This window comes from Paraburkholderia sp. BL18I3N2 (assembly GCF_003001875.1).
Taxonomy (GTDB): Bacteria; Pseudomonadota; Gammaproteobacteria; order Burkholderiales; family Burkholderiaceae; genus Paraburkholderia; species Paraburkholderia phytofirmans.
This window is the reverse complement of the sequence record NZ_PVNC01000041.1, coordinates 1-18076: the sequence shown is the minus strand read 5'-3', so window position 1 is coordinate 18076 and position 18076 is coordinate 1. Positions and strand designations below refer to the sequence as shown.

The 18076-nt window shown below is 63.0% G+C and carries 16 protein-coding genes and 1 pseudogene; 10 read left to right on the top strand and 7 right to left on the bottom strand.

The features are described 5' to 3' along the window. Positions 1–42 precede the first annotated feature (42 nt). The 4 genes from B0G75_RS39225 to B0G75_RS40430 form a co-directional block, all read right to left on the bottom strand. Positions 43–1659, bottom strand: a complete 1617-nt coding sequence (locus B0G75_RS39225; protein ID WP_106314890.1) for an ABC transporter substrate-binding protein — start codon at positions 1657–1659, stop codon at positions 43–45. Between the two features lie 79 nt (positions 1660–1738). Beyond that, entirely contained in the window at positions 1739–3013 is a 1275-nt protein-coding gene (locus B0G75_RS39220; RefSeq protein WP_106314889.1) for an FAD-binding oxidoreductase, read from the bottom strand. Positions 3014–3055: 42 nt separating this feature from the next. Then, the gene (locus tag B0G75_RS39215; RefSeq protein ID WP_106314888.1) at positions 3056–3724 is read right to left on the bottom strand and encodes a haloacid dehalogenase type II; all 669 of its coding nucleotides are present in this window, start codon (positions 3722–3724) and stop codon (positions 3056–3058) included. A gap of 79 nt (positions 3725–3803) precedes the next feature. Beyond that, positions 3804–4055 (bottom strand): hypothetical protein, encoded by a 252-nt coding sequence (locus tag B0G75_RS40430; RefSeq protein WP_146142604.1) that lies wholly within the window; start codon positions 4053–4055, stop codon positions 3804–3806. Positions 4056–4345: 290 nt separating this feature from the next. Here B0G75_RS40430 and B0G75_RS39205 point away from each other — a divergent pair, with 290 nt between their 5' ends. The 4 genes from B0G75_RS39205 to B0G75_RS39190 all read left to right on the top strand — a co-directional run bounded on the left by B0G75_RS39205 (position 4346) and on the right by B0G75_RS39190 (position 8285). After that, complete coding sequence (locus B0G75_RS39205) at positions 4346–5218, top strand: GNAT family N-acetyltransferase (RefSeq protein WP_106314900.1); 873 nt, start codon at positions 4346–4348, stop codon at positions 5216–5218. A 6-nt stretch (positions 5219–5224) separates the two neighbouring features. Continuing rightward, the gene (locus B0G75_RS39200; protein ID WP_106314886.1) at positions 5225–6151 is read left to right on the top strand and encodes a glyoxylate/hydroxypyruvate reductase A; all 927 of its coding nucleotides are present in this window, start codon (positions 5225–5227) and stop codon (positions 6149–6151) included. Positions 6152–6334: 183 nt separating this feature from the next. Beyond that, the gene (locus B0G75_RS39195; protein ID WP_106314885.1) at positions 6335–7732 is read left to right on the top strand and encodes an aspartate aminotransferase family protein; all 1398 of its coding nucleotides are present in this window, start codon (positions 6335–6337) and stop codon (positions 7730–7732) included. A 55-nt stretch (positions 7733–7787) separates the two neighbouring features. After that, the gene (locus tag B0G75_RS39190; RefSeq protein ID WP_011491802.1) at positions 7788–8285 is read left to right on the top strand and encodes an Lrp/AsnC family transcriptional regulator; all 498 of its coding nucleotides are present in this window, start codon (positions 7788–7790) and stop codon (positions 8283–8285) included. Positions 8286–8345: 60 nt separating this feature from the next. Here B0G75_RS39190 and B0G75_RS39185 read toward each other — a convergent pair whose 3' ends face one another. Then, on the bottom strand, positions 8346–9302 hold the full coding sequence (locus tag B0G75_RS39185) for a LysR substrate-binding domain-containing protein (protein ID WP_106314884.1): 957 nt from the start codon (positions 9300–9302) through the stop codon (positions 8346–8348). A gap of 146 nt (positions 9303–9448) precedes the next feature. On the opposite strand from B0G75_RS39185, the gene B0G75_RS39180 reads away from it, so the two are divergent. From B0G75_RS39180 to B0G75_RS39165, 4 genes are all read left to right on the top strand, one after another. Beyond that, the gene (locus B0G75_RS39180; protein ID WP_106314883.1) at positions 9449–10531 is read left to right on the top strand and encodes a tartrate dehydrogenase; all 1083 of its coding nucleotides are present in this window, start codon (positions 9449–9451) and stop codon (positions 10529–10531) included. An 85-nt stretch (positions 10532–10616) separates the two neighbouring features. After that, positions 10617–10961 carry a cupin domain-containing protein gene (locus B0G75_RS39175; protein WP_106314882.1) on the top strand — a complete coding sequence of 115 codons (345 nt, stop codon included), beginning with the start codon at positions 10617–10619 and terminating at the stop codon, positions 10959–10961. Between the two features lie 334 nt (positions 10962–11295). Then, positions 11296–12516 (top strand): porin, encoded by a 1221-nt coding sequence (locus B0G75_RS39170; RefSeq protein ID WP_106314881.1) that lies wholly within the window; start codon positions 11296–11298, stop codon positions 12514–12516. Between the two features lie 75 nt (positions 12517–12591). After that, a complete protein-coding gene (locus B0G75_RS39165) occupies positions 12592–13950 on the top strand; it encodes an MFS transporter (RefSeq protein ID WP_106314880.1) in 1359 nt (452 codons plus the stop codon). Positions 13951–14031: 81 nt separating this feature from the next. Here B0G75_RS39165 and B0G75_RS39160 read toward each other — a convergent pair whose 3' ends face one another. Beyond that, positions 14032–14346 carry a hypothetical protein gene (locus tag B0G75_RS39160; protein WP_106314879.1) on the bottom strand — a complete coding sequence of 105 codons (315 nt, stop codon included), beginning with the start codon at positions 14344–14346 and terminating at the stop codon, positions 14032–14034. 227 nt (positions 14347–14573) lie between these two features. Between B0G75_RS39160 and B0G75_RS39155 the strand changes: the two genes are divergently transcribed. Further along, the gene (locus B0G75_RS39155; protein WP_106314878.1) at positions 14574–14900 is read left to right on the top strand and encodes a hypothetical protein; all 327 of its coding nucleotides are present in this window, start codon (positions 14574–14576) and stop codon (positions 14898–14900) included. A gap of 150 nt (positions 14901–15050) precedes the next feature. Here the strand turns inward: B0G75_RS39155 and B0G75_RS39150 are convergent. Next, positions 15051–15465 (bottom strand): annotated as a pseudogene (locus tag B0G75_RS39150) (beta-galactosidase); the annotation flags it as partial. A 416-nt stretch (positions 15466–15881) separates the two neighbouring features. On the opposite strand from B0G75_RS39150, the gene B0G75_RS39145 reads away from it, so the two are divergent. Beyond that, positions 15882–18076, top strand: a 2195-nt coding sequence (locus B0G75_RS39145; RefSeq protein ID WP_258194951.1) for a type VI secretion system Vgr family protein, incomplete at its 3' end; no start/stop codon positions are given.

Here is an 18076-nt window from a genome sequence, read left to right as displayed (position 1 = left end):
GCGAGGCGGCGCGTGTATTGCAGGGCGTGCCCCCGGTCGAGCTCAGGCTTCGAGCCAGACGTTTTCCGCGAACATGTAGCCCATCAATCCGGCGAGAGGAATGGAACCGAGGCCCTTGAGCTTGTTCGTGTACGCGTCGAGCGAACTCTGGAACAGCGGAATGCCGACGCCGCCCGTGTCGTGTACCAGCACCTGCATATCACCGTACAACTGCTTGCGCTTGGCGTCGTCCGGTTCGCCGCGTGCCTGCAGCAGCAACTGGTCGAACTTCGGGCTCTTCCAGTTCGCCTCGTTCCACGGCGCGTCCGACCTGAAGAACTGCGTGAAGATCACGTCGGCGCTCGGCCGCGCGTTGATATTGCCGAAACCCAACGGATGCTTCATCCAGTGGTTCGACCAGTAACCGTCGGCCGGTACGCGCGACACCTGCAGATTCAGACCGGCTTGCGGGGCGACCTGCTGAAGGAACATTGCCATTTCAACCGAGCCTTCCGCCGCCGGCGACGCGAAAATCTGGATCGGCGCGCTGCCCACCTTGGCTTTCTGGAAATGGAACTTCGCTTTGTCCGGATCGAAGGCGCGTTGCGGCAAGCCGGCCAGGTAGTACTTGTTGGTCGGATCGATAGGCTGATCGTTGCCGATGGTTCCGTAACCCTGGAAGATCGCGCGGCGCATCTGCTCGCGGTCCTGCAGGTACATCATGCCGCGACGGAAATCGTTGTTGCCGGTAATGCCGCCTTCGTCGCGCACGATCAGGTCAGTGTACACGCCGCTCTTCGTCTCCAGCACCGAGAAGCCGCCCGCACCCTTGATCTGCGTGGTCGAACGCGGGCTCACCGCGTTGATTAGCTGCACGTCGCCGGAAAGCAGCGCGTTCACGCGCGCCGATTCGTCGCCAATGCCGATCAGTTCGATTTCGTCGAGATGCGGCATGCCCGGCTTCCAGTACTTCTCGTTCTTCACGCCGACCGTGCGCACGCCCGGCGAGAATTCCTTGACCTTGAACGGGCCAGTGCCGATCGCCGTTTTGAAATCCTTGGTGCCGTCCTTGATGATCTGGAAATGCGAGGTGGCAAGAATCACCGGCAGATCGGCATTCGGACCTTCCAGCGTGATCGTCACTTCGTTCGGACCTGTGGCCTTCACTTCCTTGATCTGATCGGCGAGCGTCTTCGCCTTCGAGGCCGTGGCCGGATCCTTGTGGCGCATGATCGAATAGACCACGTCCGCTGGCGCGAGCGCTTTGCCGTCGTGGAACTGCACGCCATTGCGCAGTTTGACGACCCACACGGTGGCGTCTTTCGTATCGAGCGAGGTCGCCAGCGACATCTTCGCGCCGAGATGCGAGTCGAGTTCGGTCAGGCAGTTGTAGAACATGAAGCCACGAACGTAATCGGTGCCGAGCGAGCCCTTCGCGGGATCGAGCGTATCGGCTGCGGAGGCGGACTGCGTCGCCACGCGGATCTTGCCGCCCTGCTTGGGCGTGGCCTGCGCCAGGGCCTCACCGCTCGCGCTCAGAAGGCCGGCGCCCGTCACCGACATCATCCCGGCTGCGGCCATCGCGCGCAGCACACCGCGCCGCGACGCACCTTTGGCAGTCAACCGCTCCAACTCGCTGCCGAGATGAAGAGCGCCATGTTGCGAGTTTTCCTTATTCATCGAACTTCTCCGCGAGGGTAAACAGTGGGGGTGAGCAGACCTGGCTGCGTGGTTTTAATTGCCATCGAACAACGAACAATCAATAAAAAATGTCTTTGATACGGTAGTACGTGCCCACCAGCGGCAGGAACCAGGGCTTGCCGGTATGGCCGGGAATCGCGGGCCACTCCGACTCGCGCCACGGGTTTTTATCTTCGTGGCCGTCCATCACGTCGGCCATCACCTGGCCCATGTGGGTCGACATCTGCGTGCCGTGGCCGCTGTAACCCATCGAGAAATAGATGCCGTCGTGCTGCCCGGCATGCGGCAGACGGTCGGCGCTCATATCCACCAGACCGCCCCAGCAATAGTCGATGCGCGCGTTCGCGAGCGTCGGGAACATCGCGGCGAGGCCTTCCTGCAAAATGCGTCCGCTCTTCGCATCGGACGGGCGTTCGGACGCCGTGAAGCGGGCGCGGCCGCCGAACAGCAACCGCGAATCGGGCGTCACGCGGAAGTAGTTGTGCATCAAACGGGTGGTCGTGTACGCGCGCCGGTTCGGAAACACTTGCGCCAGCAGCTCGGGCGACAGGGGCTCGGTCACGACGATGAACGAACCGACCGGTGCGAGGCGCCGCCGATACCAGCCGAACGGACCGTGCCGCGATGGGCCGGTCGCGATCAGCACCTGCTTCGCCCGCACTTCGCCGCGCGCCGTGGTAATCCGAAAGCCGCTGCCGTCTTTTGTGATGGCGGTGACCGCCGCGTTCTCGTACAGCTTCGCGCCGCGGCGTACCGCGGCCTCGGCGAGACCGACCGTGAACTTGCCCATGTGCATCTGGCCGCCATGCCGTTGCAGCAACCCGCCGTGAAAACTGTCGGACTGGATTTCGCTGCGGATACGGTTGCGGTCGATTAGTTCGATATCCGTATCGACCTCACGGCGAATCGCCTCCGCCGTCTTCTCCAGATGCGCGAGGTGATGCGGCTTGGAGGCCAGCTTCAGCTTGCCGGTCGCGATGTAATTGCAGTCGATGTTCTCCTCGCGGATCAGACGCTCGACCGTGTCGACCGCATCCGAAAACGCGCGGTAGCAAGCGCTCGCGCGTTCCACACCGAGTTGCGCGACCAGCGCGACGAAGTCCTGCGCGACGCCGGTATTGACTTGCCCGCCGTTGCGCCCGGACGCGCCGCCGCCGATGCGGCCCGCGTCCAGCACGGTCACCGCGGCGCCGCGCTTGCCCAACGCTTGCGCCGCCGAGAGTCCGGTGAAGCCGCCGCCGATCACCACCACGTCGGTCTGGCCGTCGAGCGGACCCTCGCTCGCCGAAAGCAGAGGCGGCGCGGTATCGAGCCAGTAGGAATCGAGCTTCATCCGGTCTGTCCTTGAGATGGGCAATGAGCGTGAAAACGGCGCTTACAGGCCGAGTTCCGAAGCCAGATGCGGAATGTCGTTGACCTCGTAGTACTGGTAGTAGGGCGTCGACGGTTCGTGGCCGCGCTTGACGAAGGCCTTGTGCTTGATGCCCATGTCGTGCGCGGTCATCAGGTCGTAGCGCAGGCTCGACGACACGTGCAGCACGTCTTCCGGATTGCAGTTCAGTTGATCGAACATGTATTCGAAGCCTTGCATGCGCGGCTTGTACGACTGCGCCTGCTCCGCCGTGAAGACTTTATAGAACGGCGCGCCGAGCTTGTCGACGTTGCTCTGGATCTGGTTGTTCGAAGCGTTCGAGAGAATCACCAGCTTGTACTTCTTCGCGAGGCGAGCGACGCCTTCCGGCACGTCCGGATGCGGACCCCAGGTCGGCACGGCTTCATAGATGCTTTGGGCGCCCGCTTCGTTGAATTCGACGTTCATGCGCTTGCAGGCGCGGCGCAGCGCATTGACCACCACATCGCGGTACGGCTTCCATGCGCCGAGCACTTCGTCGCGACGATAGCCCGAGTAGAACGCGACGAGCTTTTCCAGGTCTTCACCGTTGAGCAAGTGGCCGTACTGTTCGCGCGTCATCTCGGCCATGCGGAATTTCGTCAGCGTGCCGTAGCAGTCGAAGGTGATGTATTTCGGTTCGAATTCGATCATGGTGCAGTCCTATCGTGATGGTGAACTCGCTATGGGAGCTCATTGGCGAAAACAGTGATTGCTCATCCGTGTTAAAGATTTAATCAGCGCAAAAACATAGATGTTCCTGATTAGGGCATTGCCGGTGACACAAACCATGCGTTTTGAGGCCGCTGACAGCACAGAATGCGGCGATCGGGCCGAAAGCCTTGCCCACACTGGGTTTTCGGCCGGAATGCCGGGCGGGCATCGGGTGTTCAGCCGCGCTGCGGCGCTCGCCCGCCTCGACGTATTTCCCGCCGATGTCAGGTGCGCTGCGAACCGCGACGTCGTTCGGATCGAAGCTCTCCATGAGCAAGGTTTCCTGTATGACCGGCTGGTGGTTCGTGCGGTGCGTTTCGTGAACGCTTCCTCCATGACAAAATCGTAGAGCCGCGGGCGTGGCATATGTCGCCGACAAAAATCGCCACGCAGCAGAACCCACTTGTAATGCGCGCCCAGACCTGGCGTTTTGCATCGAATTTCGAGGCGCCCCTTTCCCTGGGCCGCGATAGAAAGATCGTCCTAGTCACACCGCGCACTGGATGACACAGTGACGGCGTAAGCCTTCAGTCAATCAGGGAGTACGGCGTGTCCGATTCGATAACCGATTCGATTACCTATAGACGCTTCACCCTCGACGACATCGCCGCCGCGCACGCGTTGACGGTCGAACTCAAATGGCCGCATCGCGCGGACGACTGGAGATTCGTCGTACAGCTGGGCGTGGGTTTCGTCGCGGAAGACGCGAGCGGCGTGATCGGCACCGCCCTGTGCTGGAAATACGGTGCTGAGCGTGCCTCGCTCGGCATGGTGATCGTGTCGCCAGCGCAACAAGGGCGCGGCATCGGCAGAAAGCTGATGGAGCTGGTGCTCGAAGAAGTGGGCGGTCGCGTGACGTTCCTGCACGCCACCGCCGCCGGCCAACCGCTCTATGAAAAGCTCGGCTTTCGCGCGGCCGGCACGCTCGATCAGCACCAGGGCGCGGCGTTCCAGCCGCCGCTCGTATCGCTGCCGCCGGGCGAGCGTTTGCGCCCGCTCGGCTCGAGCGACACCGCGCGGCTGGTCGAACTGGCGTCGCGGGCCAGCGGTCTGGATCGCGCCGAAGTCTTGCCCGCGCTGCTCGGCACCGCCGATGGCATCGCGCTCGACCGCGACGGCGAACTGATTGGCTTCGCGCTGTTTCGCCGCTTCGGGCGCGGCTTTGCGATCGGGCCGGTGGTCGCGCCCGCCTCGGAAGATTCGAGCCGCGCCAAGGCGCTCATCAGCCACTGGCTGGCGCTGAACGAAGGCGTGTTCGTGCGCATCGACACCCCAGGCGAAAGCGGTCTCACGGAATGGCTGGAACAGTTGGGCTTGCCGCGCGTGGACACGGTGATCAAAATGGTCCGCGCCGCCACGCCGGGCGAGCCCGCGACCGGCGGCCAGGACCCGCATTACGTGCAATACGGCATCATCAACCAGGCGATCCTCTAACCCATCATGGCCTTCCTCTATAAAGCCGATCCGGCCCGCGGCGCGCAGTGGGCGAAACTCTTCGCGCAGAAGGCGCCCGAGCTGCCCTTTCATATCTGGCCCGATCTCGGCGACCCGGCCGCGATCCGCTATCTCGCCGCCTGGCAGCCGCCGGAAGATCCGACTCGCACCTTTCCTAATCTGCAGGTCGTGTTCTCGGTGGGCGCCGGCATCGATCAGTTCGATCTGTCGGGCGTGCCGGAGCATGTGCCCGTCGTGCGCATGATCGAGCCGGGGATCGTCGAAGGCATGGTCGAATACGTCACGCAGGCCGTGCTGACGATCCATCGCGATCTGTTCGACTACGGTCTTCAGCAACAGCAGCAGGTCTGGCGCGAGTTGCCGCTCAAGCCCGCCAGCCAGCGCCGCGTCGGCGTGCTTGGGCTCGGCGTGTTGGGCACGGCCGTGCTGGAAAGGCTGCGTCTGTTCGGCTTCGACTGTGCGGGATGGAGCCGGTCCCCGCGGGAGATCGAAGGCGTGGCGTGTTACGCGGGCGAAGGCGCGCTGGATGCGTTTCTTGCGCGCACCGATATCCTCATCTGCCTGCTGCCGCTCACGCCCGCCACCCGCGGGTTGCTCGATGCAGAGTTGTTCGCGAAGCTGCCGCGCGGCGCGTCGCTGATTCAAACCGGTCGCGGTCCGCATCTGAATCAGCAGGATCTGCTGGCCGCACTCGAAAGCGGCCAGTTGCGCAACGCCATTCTCGACGTGACCGATCCCGAGCCGCTGCCCGCCGGTCACGCGTTGTGGACGCATCCACGCGTGCGCATCACGCCGCATATCGCCAGCGCGACGCGGCCCGAAACCGCCGTCGACGTGGTGCTGGAGAACCTGCGCCGCCATCGCGAAGGCTTGCCGATGCTCGGCCAGGTTGACCGCGCGCAAGGCTATTGAGGACGGCACCGCATGAAACGCCCGCGCGGCGTGGCTTTTCAGCATCCGCAGCAGAAAATGCCAAGACCGTGCATCAAAACGCGTCGTGCGCGCTTTTCAGGCAATTGTTTAGGTGAGCAGGTGATCGTCGCTGGTCAGTAGTATGGAACCGTCAACAGCCCCTTTCCGCGACGAGAAACCATCATGCCGATTCAATCGCTCATCGAAGCCGACCGCAAGCATCTGATTCACCCGGTCATCAACTACCGCGCGCACGAAGCACGCGGCGTCACGGTCCTCGAATCCGCCAGCGGCGCGTTTCTGCGCGACGCGGCCGGCAACGAACTGCTCGACGCGTTTTCCGGACTCTGGTGCGTGAACGTCGGCTACGGCCAGCAGAGCATTGTCGACGCCGCCACCGCGCAAATGCAGAAACTGCCCTACGCGACCGGCTATTTTCATTTCGGCTCCGAGCCGGCCATCGAACTCGCGCAGAAGCTGGTCGAGGTGTCGCCCGCTTCGCTGCAACACGTGTACTTCACGCTCGGCGGTTCGGATGCGGTCGATTCGGCGCTGCGTTTTATCACTCACTACTTCAACTCCACGGGGCGGCCGTCGAAGAAGCACATCATCGCGCTGCAACGCGGCTACCACGGCTCGTCGACGACCGGCGCCGGCCTGACCGCCCTGCCCGCGTTCCACCGCAACTTCGACTTGCCGCTGCCGAACCAGCACCATCTGCCGTCGCCGTACGCGTACCGCAACGATTTCGCCGACGACGCCGCGCTAATTGCCGCCTCGGTGGCCGCGCTCGAAGCGAAGGTGGCCGAGCTCGGCGCCGACAACGTCGCCGCGTTTTTCTGCGAACCGATTCAGGGCTCGGGTGGCGTGATCGTGCCGCCGGTCGGCTGGCTCAAGGCCATGCGTGAAAGCTGCCGTAAGCTGGGCATTCTGTTCGTCGCCGACGAAGTCATCACCGGTTTCGGCCGCACGGGTCCGCTGTTCGCCTGCCAGGGCGAAAACGTCGAGCCGGATCTGATGACGGTGGCCAAAGGCCTGACCGCGGGCTATGCGCCGATGGGCGCCGTGCTGATGTCGGACGAAATCTATCAGGGCATTGCTGACAGCGACGCCGAAGCAGTGGTCGGCCATGGCCATACCTATTCGGCGCATCCGGTGAGCGCGGCAATCAGCCTCGAAGTGCTGCGCCTGTATCACGAAGGCGGACTGCTCGCGAACGGCGTGGCGCTCGCGCCGCGTTTCGCGCGCGGTCTCGACGCGCTGCTCGCGCATCCGCTGGTGGGCGACTCGCGCCACCGTGGCCTGCTCGGCGCGCTCGAACTCGTCGCGGACAAAGACAGCAAGGCGGGCTTCGACCCGGCGTTGAAACTGTCCGAACGGATCGCCACCGCCGCTTACGAAAACCGCCTGATTTTCCGTGCTTTTGGCGACAACATCCTCGGCTTCGCACCGGCGCTCTCGTACACCGAGGCCGAGTTCGACCTGATGTTCGAACGGCTTGAAAAGACTCTCGACGACGTACTCGCACAAGCCGATGTGCGCGCCGCGTTGAAGGTCAAAACTCATGCCACCGCATGCTAGAGTAGAGGGCCATCCCCGTCCCACACACACCGATCGCCGGAGCGACAACGTTACGATGAGCAGCGACTGCAAGCTAGACCGGATTGACCTGCGCATACTTTCCCAATTGCAGAAGAAAGGCCGCATAACCAACGTCGAGCTTGCCGACGCGGTCGGGCTGTCGCCCAGTCCTTGCCTGATCCGCGTCAAGCGTCTGGAGAAGGCCGGCTACATCATCGGCTACGGTGCGCAGATCCAGCTCGAAAAGCTCGGCGACGTGCAGATCGTTTTCACTGAAGTCACGCTCGCCGATCATCGGCGGGAAGACTTCATCAAGTTCGTGAATGCGATTCGCGACGTCGACGAGATTGTCGAGTGCCATCTGGCGAGCGGCGGCTATGACTACCTGCTGAAGTTCGTCACGCGCAGTGTGAGCCATTACCAGAGCATCGTGGAAGGACTGCTGGAACGCGATATCGGCATCGAGAAGTACTTCAGCTACGTGATCATCAAGTCGCCGTTCGTGAAGAGCCACTACCCGCTCGAAACGCTGTTCTCGCAGAATCATCACTAGGCGTTGCCTCGTTTCTGATCGGCCGGATCTTGCCGTCGTTTAGCGTTCAGCGTTCAGCATTCAACGTTCGGCAACATCGGCCGTGTTCACGCCGGCCGCATCGTCGCCTCGCGCATTCCCTTGCGCGAATTCCTCGCTCAGAAAGTCCACGCAGACCCGCACCTTCGCCGATTGCGCGAGCCGCGCCGGATACACCGCCCACAGATTCGCCGGTTGCGTGACCTCGGGCAGCACCTGCTGCAGCTGACCGCTTTCAAGCAGCGGCCGCACGTCCCACATGGAACGCAGCACGATGCCGCGTCCGGCCAGCGCCCACTCCACCGCCACTTCGCCGTGATTGGTCGACAACGGTCCCGTGACCTTGATCGACACGGTCTCGCCGCGCACCGTCAAACGCCACAGACCGAACGGGTGGTCGCGCTCCTTGATCGCGAGACACGCATGCGAGGACAGCTCGGCAAGCTGGCGCGGCGCGCCATGCCGCGCGATGTAATCGGGCGAAGCGCACAACACGCGATGGTTCGACGCAAGCCGCCGCGCGATCAGATGCGGCGCGATCTCGTCGCCGATACGCACGTCCAGGTCGAAGCCTTCGCCGCCGACATCGACGAGACGGTCGAACAGATCGAGCCGCACGCTCAGCTGCGGATAGCGCTCGGAAAAACGTGCGAGCGCGGGCGCGACGAAGCGCCGGCCGAAGCCGAAGCTGCTGGAAATGCGCAGCTTGCCGCCGGGAATGCGGCGCGTGGTGGAGACGTCTTCCACGAGTTGATCGACGTCGTCGAGAATCTTTTCGGCCCACGTGTAGACGCGCTCGCCGGCTTCCGTGATGGCGACCCGGCGCGTGGAACGGTGCAATAAACGCGTACCGAGCGTAGTCTCGAGCACGTTGATACGCTTGCTGACGTAGGCCGCGGACACCGACAGGGCCTCCGCCGCCGCGCTGAAACTGGACTTGCGCGCCACTTCGCAGAACACGCGCAAATCGCCGAGATCGGGTGATGGGATGGCGTTCATGGGTCGATTGCCCGCACCTGAGTTTGTACACGAATCGTGCACAGTGGCTTAACTAAAGCGACCATTTTAGTCTCAAACAGCAGGAATAAAATAACCATTATCGAATCGTCCAGAAGCCCCAACAGACCCAAGCGGAGGAGCACAACATGTCGAAGAAATATCGGATCGCAGTCATTCCCGGCGACGGCATCGGCGTCGAAGTCATGCCGGAAGCCATTCGCGTGCTGGAGGCGGTGAAAACGCGCTTCGGCATCGAGTTGGAGTATCAGCACATTGAGTGGGCGAGCTGCGAGTACTACGCGAAGCACGGCAAGATGATGCCGGACGACTGGAAAGCGCAACTGCAATCGGCCGACGCGATCCTGTTCGGCGCGGTCGGCTGGCCCGACACGGTGCCCGACCATATTTCCCTGTGGGGCTCGCTCCTGAAGTTCCGCCGCGAATTCGACCAGTACATCAACCTGCGTCCGGCGCGCCTCTTTGCCGGCGTGCCTTCGCCGCTCGCGGGCCGCAAGGCGGGCGACATCGACTTCTGGATCGTGCGTGAAAACACCGAGGGCGAGTACTCGTCGGTGGGCGGCGTGATGTTCGAAGGCACGGAGCGCGAATTCGTGCTGCAGGAATCCGTCTTCACGCGACACGGCAGCGAGCGCGTGCTGAAGTTCGCGTTCGATCTCGCGCAACGGCGCGAGCGCAAGAAGATCACCGTGGCGACCAAAAGCAATGGCATCGCGATCAGCATGCCGTGGTGGGACAAGGTCGCGGCCGGCATCGCGGCGCAGTATCCGGACGTGACGTGGGACAAGCAGCACATCGACATTCTCTGCGCGCGCTTCGTGCTGAGCCCGGATCGCTTCGACGTGGTGGTGGCCACCAATCTGTTCGGCGACATTCTGTCCGACCTCGGACCCGCTTGCACCGGCACGATCGGTCTCGCGCCGTCGGGCAATCTGAATCCGGATCGCAAGTTTCCTTCACTGTTCGAACCGGTGCACGGCTCGGCGCCGGATATCGCCGGCAAGAACATCGCCAATCCGATCGCGATGATCTGGTCGGCCGCGATGATGCTCGACTTCCTCGGCAATCACGAGGGCAAGGAGCGCGAGGCGCACGACGCGATTCTTGCAGCGATCGAAGCAACGCTGGTGGAGGGTCCGCACACCGGCGACCTCGGCGGCAAGGCGAACACCACCGAAGTCGGCCAGGCGATCGCGGCAAGACTCGCCTGAGTCTTTCGTTCACCACGGGTCTCGAGATCTTCGCCGAGGTCGGCGCCGTGATCCGCGGGTCCAACACTCAGAAGGTAACGTGACAATGAAGGTACAGCAGTTCAAGCAAAGCGTGAATCTGCAGAATCTCGAAGACTGGGGCAAGGTTGGATTGCCCGGCACGACGCCGATTCAGGTGTCGGGCGTGCAACGCGTTATCAAGGGCAGCGAAGCTGTCGATACCGGCATCTTCGAATGCACCGCCGGTACGTACCGCCGTTCGATCAAGCAAGCGGAAGTGATGCACTTCATCGCGGGACGCGGACGCTTCACGCCCGATAACGAAGAAACCATTCACTTTCAAAGCGGCGACACGCTCTTCTTCGAAGCCAATACCGAAGGGCTGTGGGAAGTCGAAGAAACCATGCGCAAGGTCTACGTCATCTTGTAAACGCGGGTCACGCATCACCACGAGCGCTGCGCTGCGCCGCACCGCACCATGCGGTGCCCGTCAGGCCGGCGCTCATCCCGCTTACCAATTCCGTCTCATCCCGGCCCTTTTGATCTCTCGCGCTGTCCAGCGCACTCCTCCAACCGATGTGCATCTGCAACAGAGTCGGGTAATCCCGCGTTGACCCTTCGTTGTCATATTACTTACAGTGCGGGCCTGTTCGCATAAAGAATCCACGTTCTATATACGAACATCTCGCACAAAAGAAATTGATGACGACCGCCTCGCTGGGACTGCCGACGCGCTCCAGGCAGGTCGAATTGGAGAACACCTCATGAATCGCAATATCACTATGACCCGGCTCGCCTGCGCGATCGCCGCTCTGGCCAGCGCACCGGTTTTCGCGCAAAGCAGTGTGACGCTCTACGGTATCGTGGATGCCGGCATCGGCTATCAAAGCAGCCAGGCGCCCTCGCTCGGCTCGACCTCCGGCGGCAAGTCCAAAGTGAATATGATCAACGGCGTGTGGGCCGGCAGCCGCTTCGGCCTGAAGGGCGCGGAAGATCTCGGCGCCGGCACCAAGGCCATCTTCCAGTTGGAGTCGGGTTTCAATTCCGCCACCGGCGCGCAGCAATTCTCGAACGCGATGTTCGGCCGCCAGGCATGGGTCGGCGTGACGAACCCGACTTACGGCACGTTGCAGGCCGGCCGCCAGTACACCGCGTACTACTCGCTGCTGTCGCCGTATAGCCCGACCACGTGGCTCACCGGCTTCTACGGCGCGCACGCGGGCGACGTCGACGCGCTCGATACGATTTACCGCGCGAACAACTCGCTGGTCTATACCTCGCCGAAACTGTACGGCTTCACGTTCAGCGGTTCGTACTCGCTCGGCGGCGTGCCGGGCAGCCTGAATCGCGGCTCGACCTGGAGCGGCGCGGTGCAGTACATCCAAGGGCCGGTCGGACTCGCGGTCGGCTTCATGCGCATCAACAACTCGACGCTCGGCGGCGGCGCATACGGCGCGGATTCGACCGTGTCGAACAATGGCGCTCAACCGGGCGTGTCGGCCGTGACCAACGGCTATCAAACGGCGCAGGCGCAGCAGCGCTTCGCCGTGACCGGCGGCTATAACTTCGGCGGTGGCTGGGACGTGTCCGCGGCCTACTCGAATGTGCAGTACATTCCGGGTGTCGGCTCGAGCTTCCGCGATACGGCGATCTTCAATACGGGCGGTGTCGTGCTGCACTGGAAGCCGACCGTTTCGTGGGACTTCGCGACCGGCTATAGCTATACGCGCGCCACCAAGGCGAACGGCATCACGAGTTCGGCGCAGTACCAGCAGGTCAACCTGTCCGAGTACTATTCGTTGTCGAAGCGCACCGGGCTCTATGCACTGCAGGCGTTCCAGCGCACCAACGGCAATACGCTGGGCACCGCGGGTTCGGGCCACATCATCAGCGCAACGGCAACCATCGGCGACGGCTTCCAGAGCGCGCCGTCGTCGTCGCGCAGCCAGTTCGCCGCCGGCGTGGGTATCGTGCACCGCTTCTAAAACGGCGTTCGATCGTATAAAAAGAAAAGGCTCGTTCCCACGAGCCTTTCCGTATTCAGCAGTGAGGAGACCATCATGAACCGCAGCACCGCTGTGAACGTTCAGACCTTTATCAACGAGCATCCGTTTTCGCCGTTCCAGTGGCTCGTGTTCTTCATGTGTTTCATCATCGTCCTGCTGGACGGCTTCGACACGGCCGCGATCGGCTTCATCGCACCTTCGCTGATCGCCGAATGGGGCATCACCCGGCCGGCGCTCGCGCCCGTGCTGAGCGCGGCGCTGTTCGGCCTCGCCTGCGGCGCGCTCGGTTCGGGACCGCTGTCCGACCGGCTCGGGCGACGTTCGCTGCTGCTCGGCTCGGTGCTGCTGTTCGGCGTGGCGTGCCTCGGCTCGGCCTTCTCGACCAGCATCGAACAACTGACGACACTGCGCTTCATCACCGGCGTCGGTCTCGGCGCGGCCATGCCGAACGCAGTAACGATGATGGGCGAATACTGCCCGGACCGCCGCCGGGCGACCGTGATCAACCTGATGTTCTGCGGCTTCCCGCTTGGCGCCGCGTTCGGCGGGTTCCTCGCGGCGTGGATGATTCCGCATTTCGGCTGGCGCAGCGTGCTGCTGCTCGGCGGCATCACGCCGCTTCTGCTTCTGATCGTGCTGGCGATCAAGATGCCGGAATCGGTGCGCTACATGGTGGCCAATAACAAGCCGGTCGAACGGATTCGCGCGGCGCTCGCGCGCATTTCGAGCGAAGCCGCGCAAGCGGGCAGCTTCATCATGACCGAAACCGCGCCGCAAACCGGCGGCAAGGGCATGGCGGTGGTGCTGTCGCGCTCGTACATCATCGGTTCGGTGATGCTGTGGATCGCCTATTTCATGGGCCTCGTGATCTTCTACGCGTCGATCAACTGGATGCCGATTTTGCTGAAGGACGCCGGACTCACGCCACAGCGCGCGACGCTGATTTCCGCGCTGTTCCCGCTCGGCGGCGTGGGCGCCGTGCTGTGCGGCGTGCTGATGGACCGCTTCAACGCGAACCGCATCATCGCGGCTTGCTATGCGTTGACGGCGGTCAGTGTGTACTTCATCGGCCAGGCGGTGGGCAATGTGGGCGCGCTGGTGTTCATCGTGTTCGTCGCGGGCGTGTTGATGAATACCGCGCAATCGTCGATGCCGGCACTCGCCGCCGCGTTCTACCCGACCGAAGGCCGCGGCACCGGCGTGGCGTGGATGCTCGGCATTGGGCGCTTCGGCGGAATTGCCGGCTCGTTCCTCGTGGCCGAACTGACGCGGCGGCACTTTTCGTTCGCGGGCATCTTCGCGATGGTCGCGGTGGCGGGTCTGCTTTCGTGCGTGGCGTTGCTGACCAAGCAGGCGGCGCGGCCGCATGTGGCGAATGCGGGTGCGCCGAAGGCGGAGTCGTTCGGGCATTGAGCGAGTACAGAGGCGGCGATGGGTCGCCGCCTCCCGGGAGCGGCGGCGCTGGAGAATCTGACGGGACTTCGAACTGCCTCGTCAGCCGTCGTGAAAGGGGGTGTCGCTGGAGGCCTGGTCCGCCGGCCCCCACCCCGGAATGTTGAGGTAATACCGCGTAGAACGACCGCCGCCAACCTTGCACAGCAGCCCCATGTCCTCGAGTTCGATGAGTTCGCGTGACGCCGTGGCTCGCGAGGTGCTGCCGACGCTCTCGTACTTTCGGGTATTCATGCCCCCTTCAAAGCCGTTGGGACCGGCATCGAGCAGAAGGTTGACGACTTTGCGCTGTCGGGGCGTGAGCACTTTGTCCTCATGGCTCACCCAGAAAATGGCTTTGGCGAGCGCTGCGTCCACGACGCTGGACGCTTCTTCGCAGGACCACCACGCCTGAGTCGAATGCGTACCTAATCGACTCAAATCATGAGTCGATTATCCTTCCACAACCCTGAACGGCCGGTTGCAGGTGATTCCGAGACCGAATCCGGCATGAAGCTGCAGCCCCTGACAACGAGGCAGTCGCGACTTTCCCGATAAACTACGCGCTTGTTGGCCCGTGCCCATCTAACTACAGGATTCAGGGAATGAAACGCGTAGTCGTATCCGCGCTGCTTGCGGCGTGCCTCGCACAGCCGGCCGTTCAAGCCGTTGCGCAAACCGTCAGCGATCAATGTTTTGCGATCGGCGACATCGCCGGGCAGGTCGCTTCGTGGCGCGCGCACAAAAAGACCAAGGCTCAAGCGCTCGATCAGGCGGCCAAGTACTACAAGGATGCGGCCGACCGGCAAGCGGTCAGCGCCATCATCGAGAAGATCTACAGTCCGGACGCGCCGCGCATGACGCCGGATCAGGCCAGCATGGCCTTCACGTCGGATTGCGCGAACCGTAATGCGCAGACGCCCAGGCGATAGCGCCGGCGCTTGCAAATGCCTCTGGCGTTTGCGCAGCGCATCCTGCTACGTCAGTGCGTTGCCGTGACAATGCGCTGACAACTCCGCTCGTTGCCGGATCGGTTCTGTCGATCGACCAACGGGGTCAGGCGCCCTGCCACGCGCCAACTTCAACCGAACCATGCCTTTCGCCGGCACCGGATTCCACGGCGCCCAGTGGACCGGACCGGTTTGCCGCTCCATCACCCAGAAACGGCCGCCGCCGATCGCCCGATAGCGGTCATGGTCGAACGCGGAAACCGGGATGCGCGGTGCGCGCATAACGCGCCTTCTACTCGTCGGGCAGCGCGATGGATTCAGTGCGTACGATCGGATAGCTGCCCCACGCAGCGACATCGAGCGCATTGTCCTTGGCGAAGCGGTAGTGATCGAAGGTCGTGGAAAAGCCCATGACGTTGTGGAGCAAATCCGCCGACGGCGCATGCTCGCGCAACACATCGATCTGCTCGCGATGAAAACTCGCCACCTCGTCCGACATGAAGCGGCGGAAGTCGAGCAGATCAATCGGATTGGCGTCGGTGGGCGTGAGGTTATCCATACTGTTGATATCCCTCGGCCTGCTATGCGAAATGCCTATCTATTTTTTCCGTTTGACCAGTTTTTACAGTCGTCTTATGTACGCCTACGAGGTGCCAATCTGATAATGAACGTGAGAATACTGAAGGCACAAAGGCAAATAGCGGCGTAGCTAACGACCCGACACGGGCGTCGTCCTGCATGACAGGCTGCCGCAGTTCAGGTCTCTCGCGGAGTGCGTAACAGGCGGATTCCAGCGGTTTTAAAAGAAGAACTTCCGGGGGGGCAGCAAATGTCGTGGGTGACTCAACCGCGCACGCCGGACATGACCGGCGATGCACTAACGCTAACACTAACGCAACGGGCACTCAGGCCGCTTTCCGTTATTTCGCGACCTCCCGGAGTGAGGTGCGCGTGACCCAGTGGATGACCCAGACACACACCGTCACGTTCAGCGGTGCCGCGCTTCCCGAAATCGTCGGCGTCGCATACAGGAACAGGCAGTTCACGGAAAAGCGCGCGCCGATGCTGACCGTTCGGCGGGTCAGCGGACGCGAGGCGGTCGGCGAACTGTTCGAATATATCGTCGAGACAGCAGTCGAGAACCCGGACTTTCTGGAAGACCCCGAGAGCGCCGCGCAGCTCGATCTGGAGAGCATCGTCGGCACAACAGGCACGGTGGCGATCCAGATCACCGGCATCGGCACCTTCCGCGCGGGCGCGACAGGCGACACCGGGCGCGCGAATGTCGGCGCCGATACCCGCTACATCAGCGGCGAAATCGTTTCGGCGCGGATCAGATGCGTTGAAGACCGCGCGGCGATTTTCGAGTTCGTGCTGCGCCCGTTTGTATGGCGCGCGACGCTGAACTGCGATTCGCGCATCTTGCATGGTTCGGTGACCAAGGTGCTCGAAGAAGTCCTGCAGCCTTACGTGGGCACCGTTGAATGGCGTATCGGCGGAATGTGGCCCGGCAAAGGCTACCCGCCGCGCGACATGATCCGGCAGGCGTGGGAATCAGACTGGGCATTCATATCCCGTTTAATGGAAGAGTTCGGGCTCTGCTACTGGTTTGAACATCGTGACGACTTTCATTCGCTCGTCATTTCCGACCTGCTGAGCGGCTTCCGTCCGCACGGCGTCGCCTATGAAACGCTTCGCTATCATCCGGCCGGCCGGATCGATGAGGAACATATCAACGAACTGTCGGTGTCGTACACGCTGACGCTGGGCAGCGCCGAAGTCAACGACCACAACTACGCGGAGCCGCGACTTGCAAAGAGTCTCGCACCGAACCGCGAACGTTACGAAGACTCGCGCGGCACGGCGAGCCGGGCCATCGAAATCTACGAACCCGCCGACTTCGCGCAGCCGGAGGCCCGGCGCACGTTTGCCGACGCGAACGACGAGCGGGAGGAAGCCCGGTATCTTGCGCGGGTCAAACTCGAAGCGAGACGCTGCCAGGGGCTGCGCGCAACCGGCAGGGGTCATCTTCAGGGGCTGCAGCCCGGGCGCACGTTCACGCTGACCGGCTATCCGCAGCAGCGCGCGAACCGTGAATACATCGTTCTGCGCAGCACGCTGGACCTCACTGAAGTCGGCACGTCCTCAGGCGACTGGCGTCAGTACTCGGTCAACACGGAATTTGAAATGCAACCGTCGAACGAGTATTTCCGGCTGCCGCAGATCACGCCGAGGCCACGCATAGACGGCTATGAATATGCCGTGGTGGTCGCGCCGCAGGACAAGGAAATGTACATCGACTCGCGCAACCGGCTGCGCATCCAGTTCGACTGGGACCGGCAGGCAAAACTGGATGGCTCAACCTCGATCTGGGTGCGCGTCATGAGCCAGTGGCAGGGTGGCGAGATGGGCGTCGTCGCACCGGGCCGGGCGGGACAGATGGTCCTCGTCGCCCATGTCCACGGCGACCCTGACCGGCCGGTTGTTGCGGGCTTCGTCGTGGATAAGTTCAACATGCCGCCGTGGGCACTGCCGGCCAACGCGGCGCTCAGCGGCATCCGCAGCGGCAGCCTTGGGTATGGCCGGCGCTCGAATCATCTCGCGCTGGACGATACACCCGGCAGGATGCAGGCGCAGCTGTCGAGCGACCAGGCGAATTCGCGGTTTGTGGCGGGGTTCAATACGCGCATCGAAGGCAACCGGGGGCGCACCGAGGCGCGCGGCGAAGGAATCGAGATTGCCACCGATGCGCATGCGGTGATGCGGGCGAACCGAGGGCTGCTCGTGACGACCGAGGCGCGCGCGGGCGCGACCGCTCCCGTAAAGGATATGGGCGAGACGGTACAGCGGCTCACGCAGGCGCGGCAGCAGCATGAAGACCTGTCACTGCTCGCGAAGCAGCACAACGCGCAGACGCCGCAAGCGAGTCAGAGCGATGCGGCCGGCACGATCAGGACGCAGAACGGCGCGATCAGGGGCGGCGCCAGGACGCCGGAGAATCCATCGCCGGAGATGACGCGCCCGGACGTGGTGATGGCGAGTGCGGCGGGCATCGCGACCACGGCCGCAGACAGCACGCATATGGCGAGCGCGAACGATCACGCGGTGACGGCGGGACGGGACGTGAGTGTGTCGTCGGGACGTTCGCTGTTTGCGTC